The 19,802-nt window shown below is 37.0% G+C and carries 18 protein-coding genes; 9 read left to right on the forward strand and 9 right to left on the reverse strand.

Translation table 11 applies throughout. The annotated features are described in order from the left end of the window. From AC3WSK_RS26025 to nhaC, 4 genes are all read left to right on the forward strand, one after another. Window positions 1–2,658 (forward strand): leucine-rich repeat protein (locus AC3WSK_RS26025; RefSeq protein ID WP_492414968.1); only part of this gene is annotated, 2,658 nt, incomplete at its 5' end. Between the two features lie 188 nt (window positions 2,659–2,846). Beyond that, complete coding sequence (locus AC3WSK_RS26030; RefSeq protein WP_170939077.1) at window positions 2,847–2,990, forward strand: hypothetical protein; 144 nt, start codon at window positions 2,847–2,849, stop codon at window positions 2,988–2,990. A 356-nt stretch (window positions 2,991–3,346) separates the two neighbouring features. Continuing rightward, window positions 3,347–4,459: an amidohydrolase gene (locus AC3WSK_RS26035; RefSeq protein WP_492414967.1), complete on the forward strand. Its 1,113-nt coding sequence runs from the start codon at window positions 3,347–3,349 to the stop codon at window positions 4,457–4,459. A gap of 266 nt (window positions 4,460–4,725) precedes the next feature. Continuing rightward, a complete protein-coding gene (gene nhaC / locus AC3WSK_RS26040) occupies window positions 4,726–6,171 on the forward strand; it encodes a Na+/H+ antiporter NhaC (RefSeq protein WP_079564266.1) in 1,446 nt (481 codons plus the stop codon). Between the two features lie 75 nt (window positions 6,172–6,246). Here the strand turns inward: nhaC and AC3WSK_RS26045 are convergent, their stop codons facing one another. Continuing rightward, window positions 6,247–7,488 carry a hypothetical protein gene (locus tag AC3WSK_RS26045; RefSeq protein ID WP_427485149.1) on the reverse strand — a complete coding sequence of 414 codons (1,242 nt, stop codon included), beginning with the start codon at window positions 7,486–7,488 and terminating at the stop codon, window positions 6,247–6,249. An 82-nt stretch (window positions 7,489–7,570) separates the two neighbouring features. Between AC3WSK_RS26045 and AC3WSK_RS26050 the strand changes: the two genes are divergently transcribed. Both AC3WSK_RS26050 and AC3WSK_RS26055 read left to right on the forward strand, forming a co-directional pair. Continuing rightward, window positions 7,571–8,683 (forward strand): mandelate racemase/muconate lactonizing enzyme family protein, encoded by a 1,113-nt coding sequence (locus AC3WSK_RS26050; protein WP_492414966.1) that lies wholly within the window; start codon window positions 7,571–7,573, stop codon window positions 8,681–8,683. A 12-nt stretch (window positions 8,684–8,695) separates the two neighbouring features. Next, on the forward strand, window positions 8,696–9,376 hold the full coding sequence (locus tag AC3WSK_RS26055) for a GNAT family N-acetyltransferase (protein ID WP_492414965.1): 681 nt from the start codon (window positions 8,696–8,698) through the stop codon (window positions 9,374–9,376). 271 nt (window positions 9,377–9,647) lie between these two features. On the opposite strand, the gene AC3WSK_RS26060 is transcribed toward AC3WSK_RS26055, so the two are convergent. The 4 genes from AC3WSK_RS26060 to AC3WSK_RS26075 all read right to left on the reverse strand — a co-directional run bounded on the left by AC3WSK_RS26060 (window position 9,648) and on the right by AC3WSK_RS26075 (window position 12,185). Continuing rightward, complete coding sequence (locus tag AC3WSK_RS26060) at window positions 9,648–10,301, reverse strand: YesK family protein (RefSeq protein WP_492414964.1); 654 nt, start codon at window positions 10,299–10,301, stop codon at window positions 9,648–9,650. A 17-nt stretch (window positions 10,302–10,318) separates the two neighbouring features. Continuing rightward, on the reverse strand, window positions 10,319–10,804 hold the full coding sequence (locus AC3WSK_RS26065) for a hypothetical protein (RefSeq protein WP_492414963.1): 486 nt from the start codon (window positions 10,802–10,804) through the stop codon (window positions 10,319–10,321). Between the two features lie 5 nt (window positions 10,805–10,809). After that, complete coding sequence (locus tag AC3WSK_RS26070) at window positions 10,810–11,301, reverse strand: RNA polymerase sigma factor (protein ID WP_079564250.1); 492 nt, start codon at window positions 11,299–11,301, stop codon at window positions 10,810–10,812. A gap of 176 nt (window positions 11,302–11,477) precedes the next feature. Continuing rightward, window positions 11,478–12,185, reverse strand: a complete 708-nt coding sequence (locus AC3WSK_RS26075) for a Fe-S oxidoreductase (protein WP_492414962.1) — start codon at window positions 12,183–12,185, stop codon at window positions 11,478–11,480. Between the two features lie 119 nt (window positions 12,186–12,304). Here AC3WSK_RS26075 and AC3WSK_RS26080 point away from each other — a divergent pair, with 119 nt between their 5' ends. Together AC3WSK_RS26080 and AC3WSK_RS26085 are read left to right on the forward strand one after the other, a co-directional pair. Further along, window positions 12,305–12,736, forward strand: coding sequence for a DUF4395 domain-containing protein (locus tag AC3WSK_RS26080; protein WP_492414961.1), 432 nt, complete (start codon window positions 12,305–12,307; stop codon window positions 12,734–12,736). 608 nt (window positions 12,737–13,344) lie between these two features. After that, window positions 13,345–13,836, forward strand: coding sequence for a GNAT family N-acetyltransferase (locus tag AC3WSK_RS26085; RefSeq protein ID WP_492414960.1), 492 nt, complete (start codon window positions 13,345–13,347; stop codon window positions 13,834–13,836). 37 nt (window positions 13,837–13,873) lie between these two features. Here the strand turns inward: AC3WSK_RS26085 and AC3WSK_RS26090 are convergent, their stop codons facing one another. The 3 genes from AC3WSK_RS26090 to AC3WSK_RS26100 all read right to left on the reverse strand — a co-directional run bounded on the left by AC3WSK_RS26090 (window position 13,874) and on the right by AC3WSK_RS26100 (window position 16,926). Further along, complete coding sequence (locus AC3WSK_RS26090) at window positions 13,874–14,851, reverse strand: DMT family transporter (protein WP_492414959.1); 978 nt, start codon at window positions 14,849–14,851, stop codon at window positions 13,874–13,876. Window positions 14,852–14,941: 90 nt separating this feature from the next. Continuing rightward, window positions 14,942–16,171 carry a peptidase T gene (gene pepT / locus AC3WSK_RS26095; RefSeq protein ID WP_492414958.1) on the reverse strand — a complete coding sequence of 410 codons (1,230 nt, stop codon included), beginning with the start codon at window positions 16,169–16,171 and terminating at the stop codon, window positions 14,942–14,944. Between the two features lie 104 nt (window positions 16,172–16,275). Next, window positions 16,276–16,926, reverse strand: a complete 651-nt coding sequence (locus AC3WSK_RS26100) for a lysoplasmalogenase (RefSeq protein WP_492535157.1) — start codon at window positions 16,924–16,926, stop codon at window positions 16,276–16,278. A 164-nt stretch (window positions 16,927–17,090) separates the two neighbouring features. Here AC3WSK_RS26100 and AC3WSK_RS26105 point away from each other — a divergent pair, with 164 nt between their 5' ends. Continuing rightward, a complete protein-coding gene (locus AC3WSK_RS26105) occupies window positions 17,091–18,779 on the forward strand; it encodes a hypothetical protein (protein ID WP_079564232.1) in 1,689 nt (562 codons plus the stop codon). Window positions 18,780–18,823: 44 nt separating this feature from the next. Here the strand turns inward: AC3WSK_RS26105 and AC3WSK_RS26110 are convergent, their stop codons facing one another. Next, a complete protein-coding gene (locus AC3WSK_RS26110) occupies window positions 18,824–19,249 on the reverse strand; it encodes a hypothetical protein (RefSeq protein ID WP_079564229.1) in 426 nt (141 codons plus the stop codon). Window positions 19,250–19,802: the final 553 nt, after the last annotated feature.

Here is a 19,802-nt window from a genome sequence, read left to right on the forward strand (position 1 = left end):
TTGAACGATGAAGGGATGACTAATGTACCCAAAATTGCCGATGATTTTGGTATTGTAGATCGTGGTAATGGTGTTGCCATTGTAAAATGGTACGGAAATACAAAAGATGTTGTCATACCCAATGAAATCAATGGTAAACCAGTTATAGAAATAGGACAGTACGCATTTCAACAAAAACAGCTCACAAGTGTAACGATTCCGTCAAGCGTAATAACGATAGGATTTAGAGCATTTGCTTATAATAATCAATTAACAAGTGTAAAAATCCCCTCAAACTCAAGCCTGACAACGATAGGAGAACAAGTATTTTATGAAAGTCGATTAGAAAGTGTGGAAATCCCTGGAAGTGTGACAGTGATAGGGGAGAGAGCATTTCAATATAATCGATTAACAAGTATAAAAATCCCTTCAAACTCAAGCCTGACAACGATAGGATTAAAAGCATTTTCTGGTAATCTATTAACAAGTGTAGACTTCCCAGCAAGCGTGACAGCAATAGGAAACGGTGCATTTGATAATAATCAATTAACGAGTGTAGAAATTCCACCAAAGCTGACAACAATAGGAGGCACTGTATTTTGGAATAATCGATTAACAAGTGTAAAATTCCACGAAAACGTGACAGCGATAGGAGCATGGGCATTTCATTCTAATCAATTAACAAGTGTAGACATCCCATCAAGTGTGACGGCAATAGGAGCAAAGGCGTTTGCTACGAATAAATTAACAAGTATAGAAATCCCACCAAAGGTGACAACGATAGAAGAAGAGGTATTTTCTATGAATCGATTAACAAGAGTAGATATCTCATCAAACGTGACAACAATAGAAGATTATGCATTTGCTATGAATCAATTAACAAGTGTAGGATTCAATGAAAACCTGACAACGATAGGATCCAGAGCATTTTTTGATAATCAATTAACAAGAGTAGACATTCCATCAAGCGTGACAACAATAGGAAGTTCTGCATTTTCTCTTAATCAATTAACAAGAGTAGACATTCCATCAAACGTGATAACAATAGGAGAGAAAGCATTTCAAGCAAATCCATTAGATGTTGTAATCTTTCATGGAGAACATGAATTCCAATGGGATAAACAGAATTATCCATTTGCTCCGTATAAGGAGAATGAGAAATGGTTCATCGGGTGGTGGGAAGATGAAGATCATACAAAAATTTGGAATTACTCTGTAACGAAACCAATGACTATTTATGCTAAGTGGAGAATGTTTGTCAAGTTTGATGCCAATGGAGGAAGCGAAGTTCCAACTCAACCGGTAGTATATGGAGAATTAACATCAGTCCCTACCGCTCCAGTAAAAGAAGGCTATACATTTGAAGGTTGGTATAAAGATAAAGATTTAACAACGGTATGGAATTTTGATCAAGATGTGGTGAAAAAAGATATCATACTATATGCGAAATGGACGCCGGGATTTATCGTCACTTTTGATTCTAACGGAGGGAGCGAAGTACCATCTCAATCTGTAGAACGCCCTGGTGGCGTCACAATAAAAGCCCCTGCTGAACCAAAGAAGGTAGGCAAACTATTTTTTGGCTGGTACAAAGATGAAATATTGTCAGAACGCTGGGATTTTGACAAAGATATAGTGACAAAAAATATTACGTTGTATGCGAAATGGACAAAGGATTATACGTCGGGCGGAGGCTCAGGCGGCGGATCGGGTGAGGGATCAACAAAATATAAAGTCACTTTTGACGCTGATGGAGGAAGTGAAGTGCCGCCACAAACGGTTGACTTTAACGACCTCGTGAAAACCCCAACTATTCCAGTGAAAGACGGCTATCAATTTGATTGCTGGTATAAAGATAAAGAGCTTAACCATGTATGGGACTTTGCAGAAGATAAGGTAACGGCAGACATCACGTTGTATGCGAAGTGGACAAAGGACTATAAAGTGATGTTTGATTCCGACGGAGGCAGTGAAATTCCATCCCAAAAGCTTGGCTATAAAGCTTTAGTGAAACCACCTTCTAATCCGAAGAAGGAAGGCAACCTATTTATTGGTTGGTATAAAAATAAAAATTTCACAAAAGCATGGGATTTTGACAAAGATGTAGTCACAGAAGACTTAACATTATATGCGCGATGGATGAAGGAAAGCCGTGGTTGTGACATTACTTTCAAGGATATTGATCATAACTGGGCACAACATATGATTAAAGAAGTTGCCAATCGATGCATTATTATAGGTTATCCAGATGGCACATTCCGACCAAATGATAGGATTCAACGTCAACACATAGTGCTTATGATTGACCGTGCGTTACAACCAGCACCAATTCGAGACGCTGAATCATTTTCGGATGTTCCTAAAAGTCATGTGAATTATGAACAAATTACACGACTACAACGAGCGGGTATCGTGGACGATTCAAATGGAGCGTTCCGACCAAACGCTTCTATAACACGTGCTGAAATGGCAAAAGTGATGGTGATCGCATTTGGCTTAACGCCAGATGGCAATAGTACATTCAAAGATGTTGCCCCGTCACACTGGGCGAGTGAATATATTGCCGCTTTAGCAGACCATAACATCGCACAAGGCGATGAAAACGGCAATTTTAGACCAAATGAAACCTTAACGCGTGCAGAATTTACGGCGATTATGTACCGAGCACTTGGTTTATAAGTCTTACCATATAGGGGATGTATCATAATTTCTGATACATCCCTTTTTTGTTTGAATAATAATCTAAAAAGTAGATCGTTTTCATATTTTTTATGCATAATGAGCATCGTTTATTGCTTTTTCTGCAAAGGTCATTGTATAATTCTTTTATCAGAAAATTCAATTAAATTTATTGTGGAGGTGTTTAAATGAACAAATTTTTTAACTCAAAATTTGAAACGTATCTAATGGATCAGGAATTGGAGCTAAATATCGAAGAGGAAAAAAATGAGGAGCAACTAACAATGGTACATTATGAAGAATATCCAGAAGGTTTTTTTACAAGTTTATAATATTTATTTGAGGGACTGTGCTAAAGGTAGAAATTACTTTTAACACAGTCCTTTGCTTTTATTACATAAAAGTTGGGAGTAGTATTTGTAGAAATATATACTCTTCGTGACCAACCTCTGTTGGTTTAGATGAATGCTTTGAAGATTTATCGGAACAATTATAAATTTTATCGGAATATTTTCTGGATTTATCGGAACAAACTTAGCTTTTATCAGAATAATTTCAGTCTTTATCAACTGAGGGCGACTACTCGGACGCCCTCAGCCAGAACGGAAAACTAAAGTTATTGTCCTCTTTTTTTTATGAATTCGTTTCATGTATAATGGGAAACAAAAATGCGTATAGAGGTGTGGTTATGTCAAAGGCAGTGTTAGAGGAAACGATTTACCAATGGTTTGAACATTTTCATAAATACCCAGAGGTCAGTTGGAAGGAATTCGAGACGACAAAAAAGATCGCGTCGATTTTAGATGAGTTAAGCGTATCCTATCGGTTGTTAGGAGATGTTCCAGGGCTAATTGCTGAAATTGGTACAGGTGATGAAATTGTCGCTGTACGTGCAGATATAGACGCATTATGGCAGGAAGTAGATGGGAAATGGCAAGCGAACCACTCATGTGGTCATGATGCCAATATAACGATGGTACTTGGTGCTTTATTACTGCTGAAAGATCGACCATTGCAACATCGTGTTCGTTTTATTTTCCAGCCTGCTGAAGAACTTGGGAATGGAGCTTGTGCTGCCTTTGAGCGAGGAGCGGTTGATAGTGTATCGCATTTATTTGGAGTTCATTTAAGACCAATTGAAGAGCTACCACTTGGCAAGGTATCGCCTGCGATTCATCACGGGGCAGCCTATTTTTTAGAAGGAACAATTCGAGGCACAGACGCCCATGGTGCTAGACCTCACCAAGGGAAAAATGCAATTGATGTGATTATGGCCATACAACAAATGCTCAATAGCATACATTTATCACCTTTCGAGCCTCATTCTGCAAAGCTAACGAAGATTGTTGCAGATGGTGGAAGCACGAATATTATTCCAGGCACTGCGAGCTTCTCGATGGATATTCGAGCGCAACATAATAACCAACTAGAGTTACTTCGTAGTCGTATTGGATTTGGCTTAAAATCTATCCAACAGCAGTTTGAGATTGATATAGACTGGAAATGGATAGACTTTACACCTGGTGCTGAAGTTTCTTCAATTGCCGCACGTATGGCTAAAGACGCAATTATTGAAACACTTGGGGAAGAGCATCTAGCAGGGGAAATCACAACACCTGGAAGTGATGATTTCCATTTTTACACAGTGAAAAAACCTGAATTAAAAGCAACAATGGTTGGTATTGGGGCCAACTTATCGCCTGGATTGCATCATCCAAAAATGACTTTTGAAAGAAGTGCATTAATGGACGGTGCGAAAGTACTTGCTTGTGTGTTAGAAAAAAAACCTGAATACGAATAATGAATGTGAGAGGGAGCTCTATCAAAATTCTTTTGATAGAGTTCCTTTTTATTTTCTTTTTTATCGAAATATATGAATATTCCGCATTGCCCTAAATAGCTATTTGAAAGCGTTTTATTGCGCAAAAATAGTCGGAATTGCTCGAGAAGCATAATTTTTTTGCGTTGACTTTTAATTTTTTGAATATTATGCTAAAAAACGTAAAAAATTATTTGCGTCTTTGACAACCAAGCTTGGCAACTGGTGCAAAAAAAGGGGATGGATTCATGAAAAAAGATATTAATGCTGGTTGGGCACTTCTGCCTTTTGTAATAATGATTATAGCTATGTTAATTACAGTAGTTGTGTTAGAGCAAAGTCCTCACGTACCACTTATTATCGGAACAACTGTAGCAGCAGTAGTTGCCAAAATGCATGGATTTAAATGGATGGAAATTGAGGAAATGATGTATAAGGGGATACGTCTAGCTTTACCTGCAATTGTAATTATTATTTTAGTAGGTTTGACAATCGGCGCATGGATTGGCGGCGGTGTCGTAGCGACAATGATTTATTTTGGTTTAAAATTAATTTCTCCAGCTTGGTTTTTAGTAACAATCATGCTGTTATGTTCAATCGTTTCATTGGCGATTGGTAGCTCATGGTCAACGATGGCTACAATCGGTGTTGCTGGAATGGGTATTGGTTTAAGTATGGGGATCCCTGCAGCAATGATTGCCGGAGCGGTTATTTCGGGTTCATATTTTGGTGATAAGATGTCACCATTATCGGATACTACTAACCTCGCAGCAGGTTTAACAGGTACCGACTTATTTGATCATATTAAGCACATGCTTTATACGACTATTCCAGCTTTAGTCATTGCAACCGTTGTATTTGGAATTATGGGAAGAAGCTTCGCGGATATTTCAATGCAATCAGAAAGCATTTTAACAACATTAAAAGTAATGGAGGAAAGCTTTGTTATTTCTCCTTGGTTATTGCTTGTACCAGTTGGTGTAATTGTATTAGTAGCGAAAAAAGTGCCTGCGATTCCAGCCTTAGTTGTCGGAATTATCTCAGGATTCTTACTACAAATCTTCGTACAAGGCGGTACACCTACAATGGCTGTACATGCTTTACAAGAAGGATTTGTTATTTCAACTGGCAATGAAATGGTGGACAACCTATTTAACCGTGGTGGCTTAGATTCGATGATGAATACGGTTTCAATGACGATTGTGGCTATGACATTCGGTGGAGTGTTGGAATATTCTGGCATGTTAAAAGCGCTTATGGATGTCATTGTGAAATTTGCTAAATCTACAGGAAGCTTAGTTGCTTCAACGATTGCTGCATGTATTACAACAAATGCTACATGTTCTGAGCAGTATATTTCAATTGTTGTACCATCACGTATGTTTGCGAATGTGTATCGAGAGCGTGGCTTACATTCGAAAAACTTATCTCGCGCGTTAGAAGATGGGGGAACACTAACTTCTGTATTCTTCCCATGGAATACTTGTGGAGTCTTTATTTTAGCGACGTTAGGTGTAGGGGCAATGGAATACGCGCCATATGCAATTATTAACTTCCTAGTGCCTATTATTTCAATTTTTTATGCATATATCGGATTTGCGATTGTTAAGCTGACACCTGAAGAAATGGAAGCAGCAGAGAATCGCAAAAAAGAGGAAGAACTAAATGATTCTAATATGGTCATGGCTGACTAAATCTAGAAGGCTAAAAATCCTCTCTTTTCTGATAAGTCTCGCGGATGCAAAAGCATCTGCGAGAGTTTTTTATTTTCAATAGACTGCAAAGTTCAATTCGTAAATTGTACGTGGGCGACCTTGTTGGTGAGGCATTTCTTCACCAACTACTTTAGCATAGCTATTATCCACTAATTTTTTAATAATGCGCTCTGTTGTGCGGCGTGTAACTTGTAAGTATTCTGCAAGATTATGAGATGTAAATTGAGCTGTTTGGCGCTCCCGGCTAAAATGAATGATTTTAGAAATATTTAATGGACTTAAGCTTGTTTGCTTTGCCATTTGTAAAACGTATGGATCATCTGTTTTTAAAGCTAATCTTAGTTCTGATTTCGGGAATGGACCTAGCAAGTTTTTATGCTCATCGAGTATATAAATTTCACAAGGTTTAGCAAATGTTAATGCATTCTTGGCATTATGGTTAGCCTCAACTATAGAGTGACCATACCCAAATGCTAGCTTAAACGACTGATCGCTTTGTTGTAATAAATTCTGTAAGTTCTCTTTTTCGAGGGCCTTTTGCAAATGCCCAGCTGTCGTATATAGTTCAAAAGAATACGGTGAAATTTCTTTATAAGTTGAATGCGTAATTGCTGTGATTTGCGTGAGCATGTTATCGTCTATAGGTTTATTTTCAGAAGCCTCTAATAGTCCAACGGCAGCTTTCACAGATTCAGATTTTGTAAGAAGTGATTGAGATTTCGTCTCCTCTAGGCATTGGATAATGGAGTTAGTTGCATCTAACATGCGCATTGCGGGTATTTGAAGAACTTGTAATTCATCAAACACACTATGAATACTTGTTATGACAAAATCAATGCTGTTAGCCTCCCATAAAGCGATATGATGCTGCATTATAGATTGAGTAGGTTCAGTGATAGAAATAGCCTGTATATATGGTTTTGGACCAAAATACTCTATTTCTGTTAAAACATTTTCGACAATAGCTGGATTCATAACATCGATGGAAATTCTATTTAAAGGTACCGCATGATTCGCTACAAGCGATAATAAGGTTGTGGAAATTGCCGTCTCGTCTTGTTTTATATAATTCCAAGGTATTGGCATCTCTGATAATGCGGACTGGGCATGTAAATAGGGCAACGTTCCGCCGAATAAAAGTGCATCACATGGCTTAATTTCCTTTAACAAAACGGGTGCCTCTGTAGGTTGCTTGTAAAGATAAAAATCTATTTGAATATTCTCTATGTTTTGTGCGATACTATTTATACGCTTCATAAATGCTTTAGAGCAGATAACCGCTATTTTAGTAGACATAGGCACGTTCCTTTTCTTCTATATTTTTTCGATAATTAGCGACGTATTAGCGACAACTATATTATACAGGAGACTGATAAAAATGAAAATCCAACAAGTAGAAATTTTTGCAATCCATTTACCACTTATTGATCCATTTATCATCAGTTATGCTACATATGATACGATGCCTTCTATTATTTTGAAGGTTACGACAGACACAGGTATTGTAGGCTACGGTGAAGCTGTGCCAGATGAACACGTAACAGGGGAGACGTGGGAGAGCACATACGCGCTATTAAAAAACCAGCTTGCTCCTGCAATCATTGGAGAAAATCCAATGGCCCTTGAAAAGCTTCACGATAAGATGAACAAAGTAGTGAAAGATGTCCCAGCAGCAAAAGCAGCGATTGACATTGCTTGTTTTGATATTGCAGGGAAAGTGTTGCAAGTTCCAGTGTACCAACTACTAGGTGGACGTTATCACGAGAAATTCCCGATTACCCATGTATTGAGTATTGGAACACCTGAGGCTATGGCAGAAGAGGCGGCTAATCGTGTAGAAATGGGCTATCAATCATTTAAAATGAAGGTAGGAACAGAGGTAACTCGTGATGTTGCTCGTATTAAAGCGGTGCGTGAACGCGTTGGTGAGGACATTGCTATTCGTGTAGATGTAAACCAAGGTTGGAGAAATGCGTCCACTACATTACAAGGTTTACGTGCATTGAAAGATCTGAATATCGATTGGTTAGAACAGCCAGTAGATAGTGAAGATATTGATGGAATGGTAGAGGTGAAGTTAAAATCTGATGTTCCATTAATGATTGATGAAGGACTTCGCGGTGTACGTGAAATGCGTGAAATTATCGCAAAGCGTGCTGCAGATAAAGTTAATATTAAATTAATGAAATGCGGTGGCATTTATCCTGCTATGAAACTAGCAGTTATGGCTGAAATGGCAGGCATTGAATGTCAAATCGGTTCAATGGTAGAATCATCCGTTGGTTCAGCAGCTGGCTTCCACGTAGCATTCTCTAAAAAAATAATGACAAGTGTAGAATTAACAGGTCCATTAAAGTTCTCTAAGGATGTCGGAAACTTACACTATGATGTTCCATTTATCTGTTTAAATGAAAAACCAGGATTAGGTGTCGACGTAGATGAAGAGATCCTTAAAGAATTATGTAAGTTCTCAACAATTGTAACAGACTAAGGAGGCGGCGAAATGGAGAAAATTTATGAAGGTATGCTTGGGGAAACGCCGTTTTTTGTTACAACATTAAATCTTCAACATATGCAAGAAATTGAAAAATTGCAGCTTGAGGTTTATGAATCATTAGCAGACCAAAGTATATTACAGCCATTAAGCACGGAGGAATTTGACTATATTTTAAGCGACAATGGCATGATGATAGGTGCTTACGTAGGGGAGGAGTTAATCGCCTTTCGTGCACTATTGAACCCACCTGTCGATGACGAGCACCTTGGCTATGACTGTGAGATTGGCGAGGATGAATTTCATAAAGTTTTATACCAAGAAATATCGAATGTCTCACCGACATATCGTGGCTACGGATTACAAAAAACATTAGCCCAAATTGTCATGAGTCATATCGATTTAGCAAAATATGATTATGTATGTTCAACGGTCAAGCCATATAATATCCCTAGCTTGAAAGATAAATTTTCTCAAGGATTAGTCGTAAAGGGATTGAAAATTAAGTATGTAGATAAGCTGCGATATGTTTTCTATAAAGACTTGCGACAAGAGTTACCAACCTTTACAGAAAAGATGACGATTTCGATGGATGATACGGCTGGTCAGCAACAGCTTTTGAAACAGGGTTATACAGGTACTTCTATGTATGAGGATCAAGATGATTGGTTCGTCGTTTATGAAAAATAAATAATAGTAAAAAGCCTTACCTTATCGGCAAAAGAATAATATATAAATTAAGCTGTGAGTTGGCGCTTTTAGCGGGCTTGGCGTCAATCTTCTCATCACAAGTATGAGTGACCAGCTGATCCCAAATAGTATTATAGCCACGATTAAAAACCAATAAAGTTATTTAATTTTAAAGGCTCGAACAAACACAACCCCGTTCTGAATTAGGACGGGGTTAATTGATTAATTTTCGAGGTAGGGTATTTAACTATACTACATTAAAGTAGTTTTTTTAGTTAATAGATTTAGAATTGATTATCTCTCCATCAGTTGTTTGGACCACTAACGGCTCAACAATTTTATTTAGACCTATCTCTATAAATGGGAGCCCCTCATTTGCATTTCCCTTATCGACAACTTTAACTGTGATTTCAGTGTTCCCTATGGTCTTTACATCTTTTACTTCCAGACGCTTTCCTTCATATTTCTCGCCTAATTGAATATGGATTTGTTTCATTCCTTCAGAAATCGTAGATACCTCGTAGTAGGAGGAAGTATCGTTACCAGCCTCTATAACACCTTCTTCATTGACCCAATAACCTTTATTTGAAGTAATCGTCCAACCAATAATAGCAAAAATAAGGACTGGGACTATCAATAAAATTGATTTATCCACTTTATTAAATTCAGACTGTTTTATACCTTTCATGAAAGGAAGTAACAATGTCCCGCTTATGGCAGCTGTCAAAATGCCTACTCCAATAATTCCAAAACCCATCCCTTCAAAGCCTCCCACTTTGAACAATCCGTATAGGACAGTAAGCACAGCAATTAAAAATGTTACAATTGGAGCCAAGTAGAACTTTCCTGTTTTTTTCAAAGCTATTAAAGTAAAAAGGAAAATACTTGCCCCTAAAATGAAACCAACTAAAACTATCATTCCCATTTCGTTCACCCCATGTATTAATAGAAAATCGATATCAATGTGTCTAAAAAAAATATAATCCCTAAATCAAAAAGAATTGAGAATAAAACCCATCTTTTGGTAAAAAAGGTCATCGTGAATACTGCTAAAAAAATAGCTGCTGGGAAATAGAACAGGAAAGTGGCACTTTTGATATATTTAATGGCCGCATCAGCAGACAGTTCCCAGTTGTAAAAATGGAAAGAAGAATATAGGATATAAAATAAAATGAGCGCTCTAATGGAAATAAATAACCATTTAAGGCCATGATTAAACTGAACTAATTTCTTCAATGGCTTTATTTTTACTTCTTCACTCAATTCTAACATCGGATAATTTCCCTCAGCTAATTCATTAAATAATTGCTTACACTCATTGCAGTCTTGGATATGTTCCAAAACTACTTCTTTTGTCTCTTGTTCTAACTCATCAAATACAGAGATTAACTCCCGCGAAAGAATATGAATCTTTTGAGAATCCACCATCTTTTTCACCTCTTTCTAGCCATCTGCTTTCTCATCCTAAATATTTTGGATTTTAATGTAGGGATAGGTATATTCAAAAGTGTACTTATTTCTTGGTAATCATAACCATAATGAAACTTTGCTAAAAAAATGGCCTTATCACTCGTCGATAAATAACCTAAAGTAGTAATAATTTGGGAATTTATAATTGCCTTTGATTCGGGTGTTTGATTATCAATTAATAAGTTTTCAATTACACTTTCATCATGAAACAGCTCGGGTTTTCTTTTTTTGTAATGATCGAGAAGTGTATTTTTAGCCACCTTTACTAACCAACTTTTCATAAAAGTAACTTCTTGAATTTTTAATGGATCTGTTAAGATTTTTGCAAATAACTCTTGGATGATGTCATCGGCTACGTCATAACTTTTAGTTAATCCAATTAAAAAATTCCGCAAATATGTGTAATGCTCCTCGTAAATCTCTTCAATCACCTCAAATGGATTTTGATTAATCATTTTGATCCTCCGTAAGATATCGCGCACTAAAGAGACGACTCAGATTGGGAAAAGTTTTAACTTTTTTTAGTAATAGTAAAAAAGTTAATATTAGCTACAAAAATAAAAAGAAGAATCCAGTTTGAATAAAAGATTGATCAAACTGGATTCTTTTTAATATGAGAGGTAAGGCTTTTTTATTTAATCGGACAAAAGCCACAAGCCATTAAACCAGGGATGTCTTTAGAAAAACAACATGATTTTCGTACTGGGACGTTCACTAAATTAGTGGGGCTTTGACCTCCTGTGTATTGGGCCCACCAAGATTTGTTGGAGAAACGAGCCCATGTTTTAGGGTCCTCTAAAGTTTCAATATCCTCCATTGCTTGATCAGCAAGACCAGGATTAGAAAGCAATATATGATAGTGCCAAAGTAAATATCCAAAGAAGTTTTCCCAAATAGTGAGAGGGGAAATAGATGTTACTTTACGAAGCTGCTGAACGATAACGTGCCCATCATATAGAATCTTCTCAATAACGGCTTGACGTTCTTCCTCCTCGACATAGCGCCAATCGTTTGGGTTAACAAACATTGCAACTGTAAAACTGTCGAATTCTTTTGCTGCATCAAAACGAAGCTCGATCGGTTTACCGTTCCAAACCTCATCATAGGCGGCGAGCATGTAAAGTTGCATAGCAAAAAACATACCGTAGCGGCGTGCAAAGTGAGAAATAGCGGCTGTTTCCGTTGCTGCATCTGTAATACCAATCATCAGGTTTAAAAAATCAGGATGGTAAAAGTCTTTATGTATATCAGCTAATGTAAATAATGTCCGCTTTGGTTCTGTCGTATAAATGCTATAGGAATTCAATTGTCGAACTTGATCCATCGTTAATGCTGGCATGGTCATCACCTTTTCTTTCAATCATCTGTTACGTTTATTATAAATTAATCATTTTTGCTTCACAAATGGATTGCAATATAGTAAAATGCATTAAACATATCTGAAAGGTAGGTTTTTAAATGTCACAGCCTCATGCAATTCCAAGGCCGCTCGTTCGACTCAATCAATGGACGATTCTTATAAGCGTCATTCTAACGTGGATATCAGGCATCTTTTGGATTTTAGCAATACCATTAATAGCAAATTTACTTGGTGTATTATGCAATGTTAATCCTATTATTCGAGTAGGGAAGCTGTTTCTAAAAAAGGCACCATCTACATATATACCAGAGGATGCGCAGCAGCAAAAGTTTAATTCCAGTATTGCTAGCTTATGTTTAGCAGGTGGATTTTTAGGTTACTGTCTTAAATGGCAGGTAGTTGGCTATATCTTTACGGGAATGGTTGCTGTAGCTTCATCGATAGCAATTGCAGGCTTTTGTATAGGTTGTTTCCTACATTTTCAGCTAAAGCAATGGCAATTCCGTCGCTCGCTGAAGAAGGCATTGTGACATTAATTTCTTTTGGCGGAAGAAATTTTTAAAAAAACTTTAAGAAATTTTCAGATTTCTGTTGACTTTATAATTGATAATGATTATCATTATCGTATAAAGATTATTCCTCGTCTACAATACAGTGTAGAGAGGATGAACTTTAGCTGCTTTTCTCCAGAAGTTTGCTAGTTCATGATAAAGCGCTCCTAAAACCCCCCTCATTTTTTGGGAACGTAAAATCTCTCGACGACTCATTCCATTGTGACTGAGTCGTCTTTTTTTATTGAAACCGTGATTGTTCCGATAAAAGCTGAAATTGTTCCGATAAAATGAGATTATGTTCCGATAAATCTTCAAAGTATTCCTTTAAAAATGAAATTATCCCCACCATAAAGTCGAGTTGATTTCCGTTCCGGCTGAGCGCTTTCCTGGGGGCGTCCGATGAGCCGCTTCGCTTCGCTTCAGGGTCTCATCTGTGACGCTGATCCCCGAGGAGTCGCCCAGTCGCCACTCCAATCAATGCTAATATATAGTGCGTACATTTAAAAACATTTAACTCCTTATAATTATACCAAAAATTACAATTTAATATATAATATTCCTTAATAAAGAGGGGTGATTATTTCATGTTTTATATTAGAAACTTCGAAGGTGATAAAAACGAGTTTGAGTTCTTTCTAGATATGTTATATGAGTCTATTCATATTGTTGAGAATAAACCATCAAAAGAAGTTTTGCTCAACGCGCCTGGCATAAGGAAATATCATGAAGGTTGGGGGAGAAAGGGAGATAAAGTATTGATTGCGGTTGACGCAGAAAATAAAACTGTTGGTGCAGTCTGGTATAGGTTGTTTAATAACAATAATAAAAGCTATGGTTATATTGATGGCAATACGCCTGAAATAGGAATGGCTGTTTTGAAAGAAGTAAGAGGGAGAGGAGTGGGAACTTTACTGATGCATAAAATAATTCAACAAGCAAAGGATGAAGGATACAATACCATTTCACTTAGTGTAGACCTCGAAAATGACACGGCCATTAATATGTATCAAAAACTAGGCTTCAAAGATTATGAAATAGTAGGAACATCAAAAACAATGATATATAAGTGTCTCTAGAATAAAAAAAGTACATTACATTTAGTAATGTACTTTTTTAAATTTCCAATCTTTCAGTAGAGCTACTGCTAGGAACAGCACTCTTTTTTCCTAGTATCATCGTATAGTAGCTATGTAATAGCATGCCAACAATGATGACACCTAGACCCGCGAGAGCAATTGGAGTTGGGAATGCGATGCCGAGTAACAACACTTCACCAATAATGACAAAGAGTATTTCAGTTGATTGTGTTGCTTCGACTGCTGCAAGCTTGCCTTGATGATCGCGAACACGGTCAGTTGCAATGAAAAATAAAGTAGTGGCGATGACACCAGAGCTTATACCTACAAGTAATGATTGTATGACTTGGCTGCTTGAAGGGAGCCCGACCGTTGCCATTGCATAAATGGCTAGAATGATCCACGCGGGCATCGAGGCGATGGTCATCCCAAGAACTCGTTGATATGTATCGATGCGTCCGCCACAGATTTCCATCATTTTGCGGTTACCAAGAGGGTACGCAAAAGCAGCGATGACAACAGGTAAAATGCCAAGCATTAAACTTTTAAATGGAACAGATTGTGCCTGTGGTACTTGGATAAGTAAAATGCCGACTAAAATGACACATGAAATTAGTAATGAAATAAGTGGTGTTTTTTGACGTACTGTTTTCCCGGCTACTACTGAAACAAATAGGGGAGCAAGTAATACGCCGGCGACAATTGTAAATTGCCACGTTCCGGAAACGAGCCATCCTGGACCGAATGCTGCTGCAAATGTCAGTGGGGCATAGAACAATACGAACCCAATAAAGCTCCAAAGAAGCCAACCTACAGGCTGTGCTTTCATTTCACCTGATAGTTGGGAAAAGCCTTTTCGGTAGAAGACGATTGCAAGTAAAAACGGTAGCATAAAGAAATAGCGTAGGGATGCGCTCCATAACCAGCTACCTCCCTGCATTTCCATTGCATGATTCAATATAAATGTAACAGCAAAAAAAAGAGAGGCCAAAATGCCTAATGCAATTTCTTTCATTACAGTCACCTCAAAGTCCTTCGTTTAATTTGAAAATTCAGTCATCTGTTTATAGAAAATAGGAAGAAGGGGGTGAACCCTTCTTCATTACTATTTTCCTTGTTGTTCAAAGAGCTGTACGATTTCAATAATAACTTGTGTTGCTTTTTCCATTGTTTCCGCAGATACATATTCGAATTTACCGTGCATATTTTCGCCGCCTGCAAAAATGTTTGGTGTTGGTAAGCCCATGTAAGAAAGCTGTGAACCATCAGTACCGCCGCGGATTGGTAATGTAATCGGAGTAATATCTAACTTTTCCATTGCTATGCGTGCAACGTCAACAATTTCTTTTACAGGTTCAATTTTTTCACCCATATTATAATATTGATCTTCTATTGTAATGTTTAAAGCATCCTCGCCATATTGAGCTTTAATTTTTGCTGCAGCCTCAAGCATTAATTGTTTTTTCGCCTCGAACTTTTGACGGTCATGATCGCGGACGATATAAGAAAGCTCAGTATGTTCAATCGCACCGTTAAAGCCCATTAAGTGAATAAAGCCCTCATAGCCGTCCGTTTTTTCTGGTACGGCATCAGTAGGCATTTCATGTTGGAAGGCGATCGCCATTGTGATAGCATTGACCATTTTATTTTTCGCAGAACCAGGGTGTACACTCGTACCTTTTGTCACAACCTTTACACCTGCTGCGTTAAAGCTTTCGTATTGTAGCTCGCCAAGTGGTCCGCCATCCATCGTATAAGCATAGTCTGCTCCAAAGGCAGCTACATCAAATTTATGAGGACCGCGACCAATTTCTTCATCAGGCGTAAACGCTACACGTAATTTACCATGTTTAATAGAAGGATTTTTTATTAGGTACTCCATGGCAGTCATAATTTCTGCGATACCAGCTTTATCGTCAGCGCCTAATAATGTCGTACCATCCGTTGTAATTAACGTTTGACCTACATAATTTTTAAGCTCTGGGAAATCTGCTGGCGACATCGCTAGATTTTCATTTAGTTGGATCGTTCCACCATCATAATTGTTAATGCGCTTTGGATTAACGTTTGTGCCAGTGAAATCTGTTGTAGTGTCCACATGTGCTAGAAAACCAATAGTAGGCACATTTTTATCTGTATTTGCTTCGAGTGTCGCAAATAAATAACCATTTTCATCTAATGTAATATCAGTTAAGCCTATTGCAGCTAGTTCATCTTTTAGTACATGCAATAAGTCAAATTGCTTTTGTGTTGAAGGAGTTGTTTCGCTTGTGAAATCAGATTGTGTATCAATTTTTGCATAACGAATTAAACGCTCAATTACTTGTTCTTTCATAAGTATGGCCTCCTAGTGTGTATGTTTAACTTCTTTCAGCGGGTGTTCAAACATCCGCTAGCCTCTGGTAAATGTCACGGAATTATACCAAGGCATAATTGATATTATTGTAACACTTTACTTCGGATTTCGGAATATTGAAGGATGCTTAACGCAATTAGTATTTGGGCACCGTAATAGGTCAACATAATTACCTCGTGTGAAAATGGTAAGGGCATAACAAACTTGTTAATAGCTAAATAGGAATCTGATGAGATAAATAGTAGAGCCCCAATCGTTGCAAATTTAGAACCTGTTCGAATCGCAGTCCAACCCATCGTTAATATGACCGAAATATAGGCAATGACCGCGATACCAAGCGCGACTTCTCCTGATGAAAACACTGTACCTGCAATCCACACAGCCATACTCACCCCATAAACGAGTAAAACAATCTTCGCCCAGTTAGGTACTTGTCGTTCATTAGTAGATAAGAAGGCGAAAATATAAAAAATATGCCCGATTAAGAAGCTTGATAGCCCAATAAGAAACCACTGTAGCGTATAATCACCGACCATACAAAATACGAGTCCGATAATAATCAGTAATTGATACTTTTTAATACCTAAATTTTTTGGTAAAGCGGCTAAAATAATGATTAACAGCATTGGTATGACTTTAAAGATAAGTATCAAGCTTTCTGTAATATGGGAAAAGAAAAAAATATAATAAAGACCAAACAAAATAATACATGTTAATAAAATTTTTTTAGACAAATTTCTCATCTCCTTTTCTTTGAAATTCTTTATCTATGTCAGAATTTCCTTTATTCTTTTGTAAAGGAAATCTACAAAGGGGTTTCTATACTCATCGTATGAATGAAACTTTTTTAGTATGTAGCCGTAAATAAGTGGACAGTAGATAAGAGAGGGTGAACGAAATGACCAAGCTATTAATAGCTTCGGCAGTCATTGGATTAATCGCGAGTGTTTTATTAACACCGCTTATAACGAAAAAACGAGAAGACGGATCTAAAAAGGTAATTGGATACTTCTTTATAGGTGTATTTGTGCTAGGATTTTTAGCTACTAGCATAACAGTTTATGTGACAAAAATGGATGTAAACTGGCTTGCTTTTTGGCCCGCTATTATATTATTAACATTAGGCGGCGCACTTCTTGCAAGTGGTACTGAAAGAAAAATAAAGGGTGTTTTATTTTTAGCTAGTTTAGTAGTTGCGGTGTTTGTATTATCAGCACCTTTATGGAACGCGAATGAAAAATTTAAATCAGCTGAAATGAAGGAAAAGGTTGAAATAAAACCATTCGATGAAACACAAACCCCAGCTAGTGTGCCTCCTAAATTTGCACGTAATAAGATGAAAAAAGCGTTCGGGCAAGTACCGAATACGAGTTATTACGAGTTAGGGCGCTTGCAAATTCAAAAAGTGAATGGCGAGTATGTTTATATAGCACCAGTTGAGTTTTCTGGTTTCTTTAAATGGTTTAATGGAGGAACGACTCCTGGTTACTTTATAATGAGTGCAACGGATTCAGCGGATAATCCTAAATTTGTTGAGCAGGAAATGAAGTATGTACCGTCTGCTTATTTAAACTCAAATTTAGAGCGTCATATACGTTTACAACATCCATTCCTTATTTTTAGCGGGGATGTTCAACTTGAAATAGATGATGAAGGTAAACCATACTACATCCGTTCATATGGTGAATTTATTTCAGCACGTAATGGCTTTGATGTAAAAGGGATCGTGCTTGTAGATGCGCTATCAGGAAAGTCGGAAGTGATCAAGCTGGAGGATGTCCCAGAATTTATTGATGGAGCGGTTTCTCCAGAGACAGTAAGTTTACAAAATAGTTATTTCGGTAACTATGTACACGGATTTTGGAATAGTAAGTTTGGTAAGAAAGATGTGAAACTTCCTTCAGATGAGGGAACAGAGGCAAATGTTAGCCCAATTTTTGATGAGAAGGGCGATATGTATTATTTCACAGACTTTACGAGCCCTAAAGAAGGTGTCGATTCAATGCTTGGCTATTCGTTAACAAATGCCCGAACAGGTCAAGCAACTTATTACACTGGAAATTTAGACGCTTCTTATATGGATTCACAAGGTAACTTGCAAATTATTGAGAAGAAATTTATAGAGAAGAAATGGTCTGGAGAAATGCCAGTGTTGTATAACTTTTACGGTGAGGCTAGCTGGCTAACTGCGGTGCTTGATTCAAATGGTTTCTTACAAAATTATTTCATTGTATCTGCGGCAAATCCTGAAATTTCCGTTTATGCGCCGACTCCTAAAGAGGCTTTGAAATTATATAAGACAGCCTTAAGTCGTGGAGGAAGTACAGTAGAAGGAAGTTCAAAGGCTGAAGAGAAAAATGTAAGTGGAAAGGTGCTTCGCGTCTACAAGGAACGTCTTGGTGACTATACAGTTGTATCATTATTACTTAATAATGGAGAAAACTATTTGGTAAGCTCGGAAACCGAACCACTTGCGATTTATTTACAAGAAGGTGATGATGTCATTCTCACTTATGGTGATACAGGAGAGCAGTTCTTACCAGTTCGATCAATGATTATTAAAGGTTTAATAGACGAAAATAAATAAAATAAAAGACGATCGAGTAGTAATGCGCTACGAAGATCGTCTTTTTATGTTGGTTGAGATTCCATATAATGAAGCATCTTTTCCTGGTGATTTGTATAAAGTGCTTTGGCATGATCGTTTAACGCAAATATTTCATGAATATACCCTTGGAGTAATTTATGTTCATATTCAAAAGTATACGAATCTTCGTTTTCTACTATATACGTTAATAAAAGTGTATGTAACACAACGACTTCTAAATTTTGTGTATTTGTAATGAATTTCAAGTTGATGATGGTTGTATGGGAAACGAATTGATTGACATAATCAATAGCATGCTTATAAACTGCTAAATCGATATGTAGTTCAAGTCGTTTTCTTAATAATGTACAATTATTATTTAAGTCTTGGATTTTTAAAAACAAACCTCTAACACTTCGCTTATGTTGTTGTTCTAATGTACGAGCAAGATCTTTGTTCATATAGGACATTTTTACATAACTCCTTTTCGCATAGTGGTCATCTATTAGTATTAATGGAATTACATCAAAAGGAAAGAGTCTTTTTGTTTAATTTATACTTACATTTAACTTCTCTTTTAAAAAAGTCGTTCACTTATAATCGTGAAAAGACAATGTACTTCTCATTTAATCACCTTTCAATAAGTGTGATTTAGTTGGAACGCTTAAGAATTAAACTGAATTAAATCAATTATTATATAGGAAGCTTTTCAATGAAATGAAAAAGTATAAAATTTTATCAGAAAAAGTGTTGACCTTTTTGAATTATGGGTGTAATATTATACAAGTCGTTAAGATAACAACTGAAAACAACATCTACATTAAATAAATTAGTTGTTGACAGCGAGTTTGCGACATGATATTATATAAAAGTTGCTACTGAGAAAACAGCAACACAATGAACCTTGAAAACTGAACAAGCAAAACGTAATCAATAAAGTTTTTAATAGCTAACCTTGAGTTGGTGAACGAAACAAAATTTTGGACATCAAACATGATGCCAGCAAAACAATTTGAGCTAATC

The sequence above is a fragment of the Lysinibacillus sp. EB271-A1-10B genome (assembly GCF_058791335.1).

Excerpts from the sequence above, each read along its gene's own strand:
- AC3WSK_RS26030 (WP_170939077.1), top strand. The coding sequence starts at position 2,847 with ATGAACAAATTTTTTAACTCAAAATTTGAAACGTATCTAATGGATCAG.
- AC3WSK_RS26045 (WP_427485149.1), bottom strand. The coding sequence starts at position 7,488 with ATGTCTACTAAAATAGCGGTTATCTGCTCTAAAGCATTTATGAAGCGT.
- AC3WSK_RS26085 (WP_492414960.1), top strand. The coding sequence starts at position 13,345 with ATGTTTTATATTAGAAACTTCGAAGGTGATAAAAACGAGTTTGAGTTC.
- AC3WSK_RS26075 (WP_492414962.1), bottom strand. The coding sequence starts at position 12,185 with ATGCCAGCATTAACGATGGATCAAGTTCGACAATTGAATTCCTATAGC.
- AC3WSK_RS26110 (WP_079564229.1), bottom strand. The coding sequence starts at position 19,249 with ATGTCCTATATGAACAAAGATCTTGCTCGTACATTAGAACAACAACAT.
- AC3WSK_RS26055 (WP_492414965.1), top strand. The coding sequence starts at position 8,696 with ATGGAGAAAATTTATGAAGGTATGCTTGGGGAAACGCCGTTTTTTGTT.
- nhaC (WP_079564266.1), top strand. The coding sequence starts at position 4,726 with ATGAAAAAAGATATTAATGCTGGTTGGGCACTTCTGCCTTTTGTAATA.
- AC3WSK_RS26035 (WP_492414967.1), top strand. The coding sequence starts at position 3,347 with ATGTCAAAGGCAGTGTTAGAGGAAACGATTTACCAATGGTTTGAACAT.
- AC3WSK_RS26065 (WP_492414963.1), bottom strand. The coding sequence starts at position 10,804 with ATGGTGGATTCTCAAAAGATTCATATTCTTTCGCGGGAGTTAATCTCT.
- AC3WSK_RS26050 (WP_492414966.1), top strand. The coding sequence starts at position 7,571 with ATGAAAATCCAACAAGTAGAAATTTTTGCAATCCATTTACCACTTATT.
- AC3WSK_RS26090 (WP_492414959.1), bottom strand. The coding sequence starts at position 14,851 with ATGAAAGAAATTGCATTAGGCATTTTGGCCTCTCTTTTTTTTGCTGTT.
- AC3WSK_RS26060 (WP_492414964.1), bottom strand. The coding sequence starts at position 10,301 with ATGGGAATGATAGTTTTAGTTGGTTTCATTTTAGGGGCAAGTATTTTC.
- AC3WSK_RS26080 (WP_492414961.1), top strand. The coding sequence starts at position 12,305 with ATGTCACAGCCTCATGCAATTCCAAGGCCGCTCGTTCGACTCAATCAA.
- AC3WSK_RS26070 (WP_079564250.1), bottom strand. The coding sequence starts at position 11,301 with ATGATTAATCAAAATCCATTTGAGGTGATTGAAGAGATTTACGAGGAG.
- AC3WSK_RS26105 (WP_079564232.1), top strand. The coding sequence starts at position 17,091 with ATGACCAAGCTATTAATAGCTTCGGCAGTCATTGGATTAATCGCGAGT.
- pepT (WP_492414958.1), bottom strand. The coding sequence starts at position 16,171 with ATGAAAGAACAAGTAATTGAGCGTTTAATTCGTTATGCAAAAATTGAT.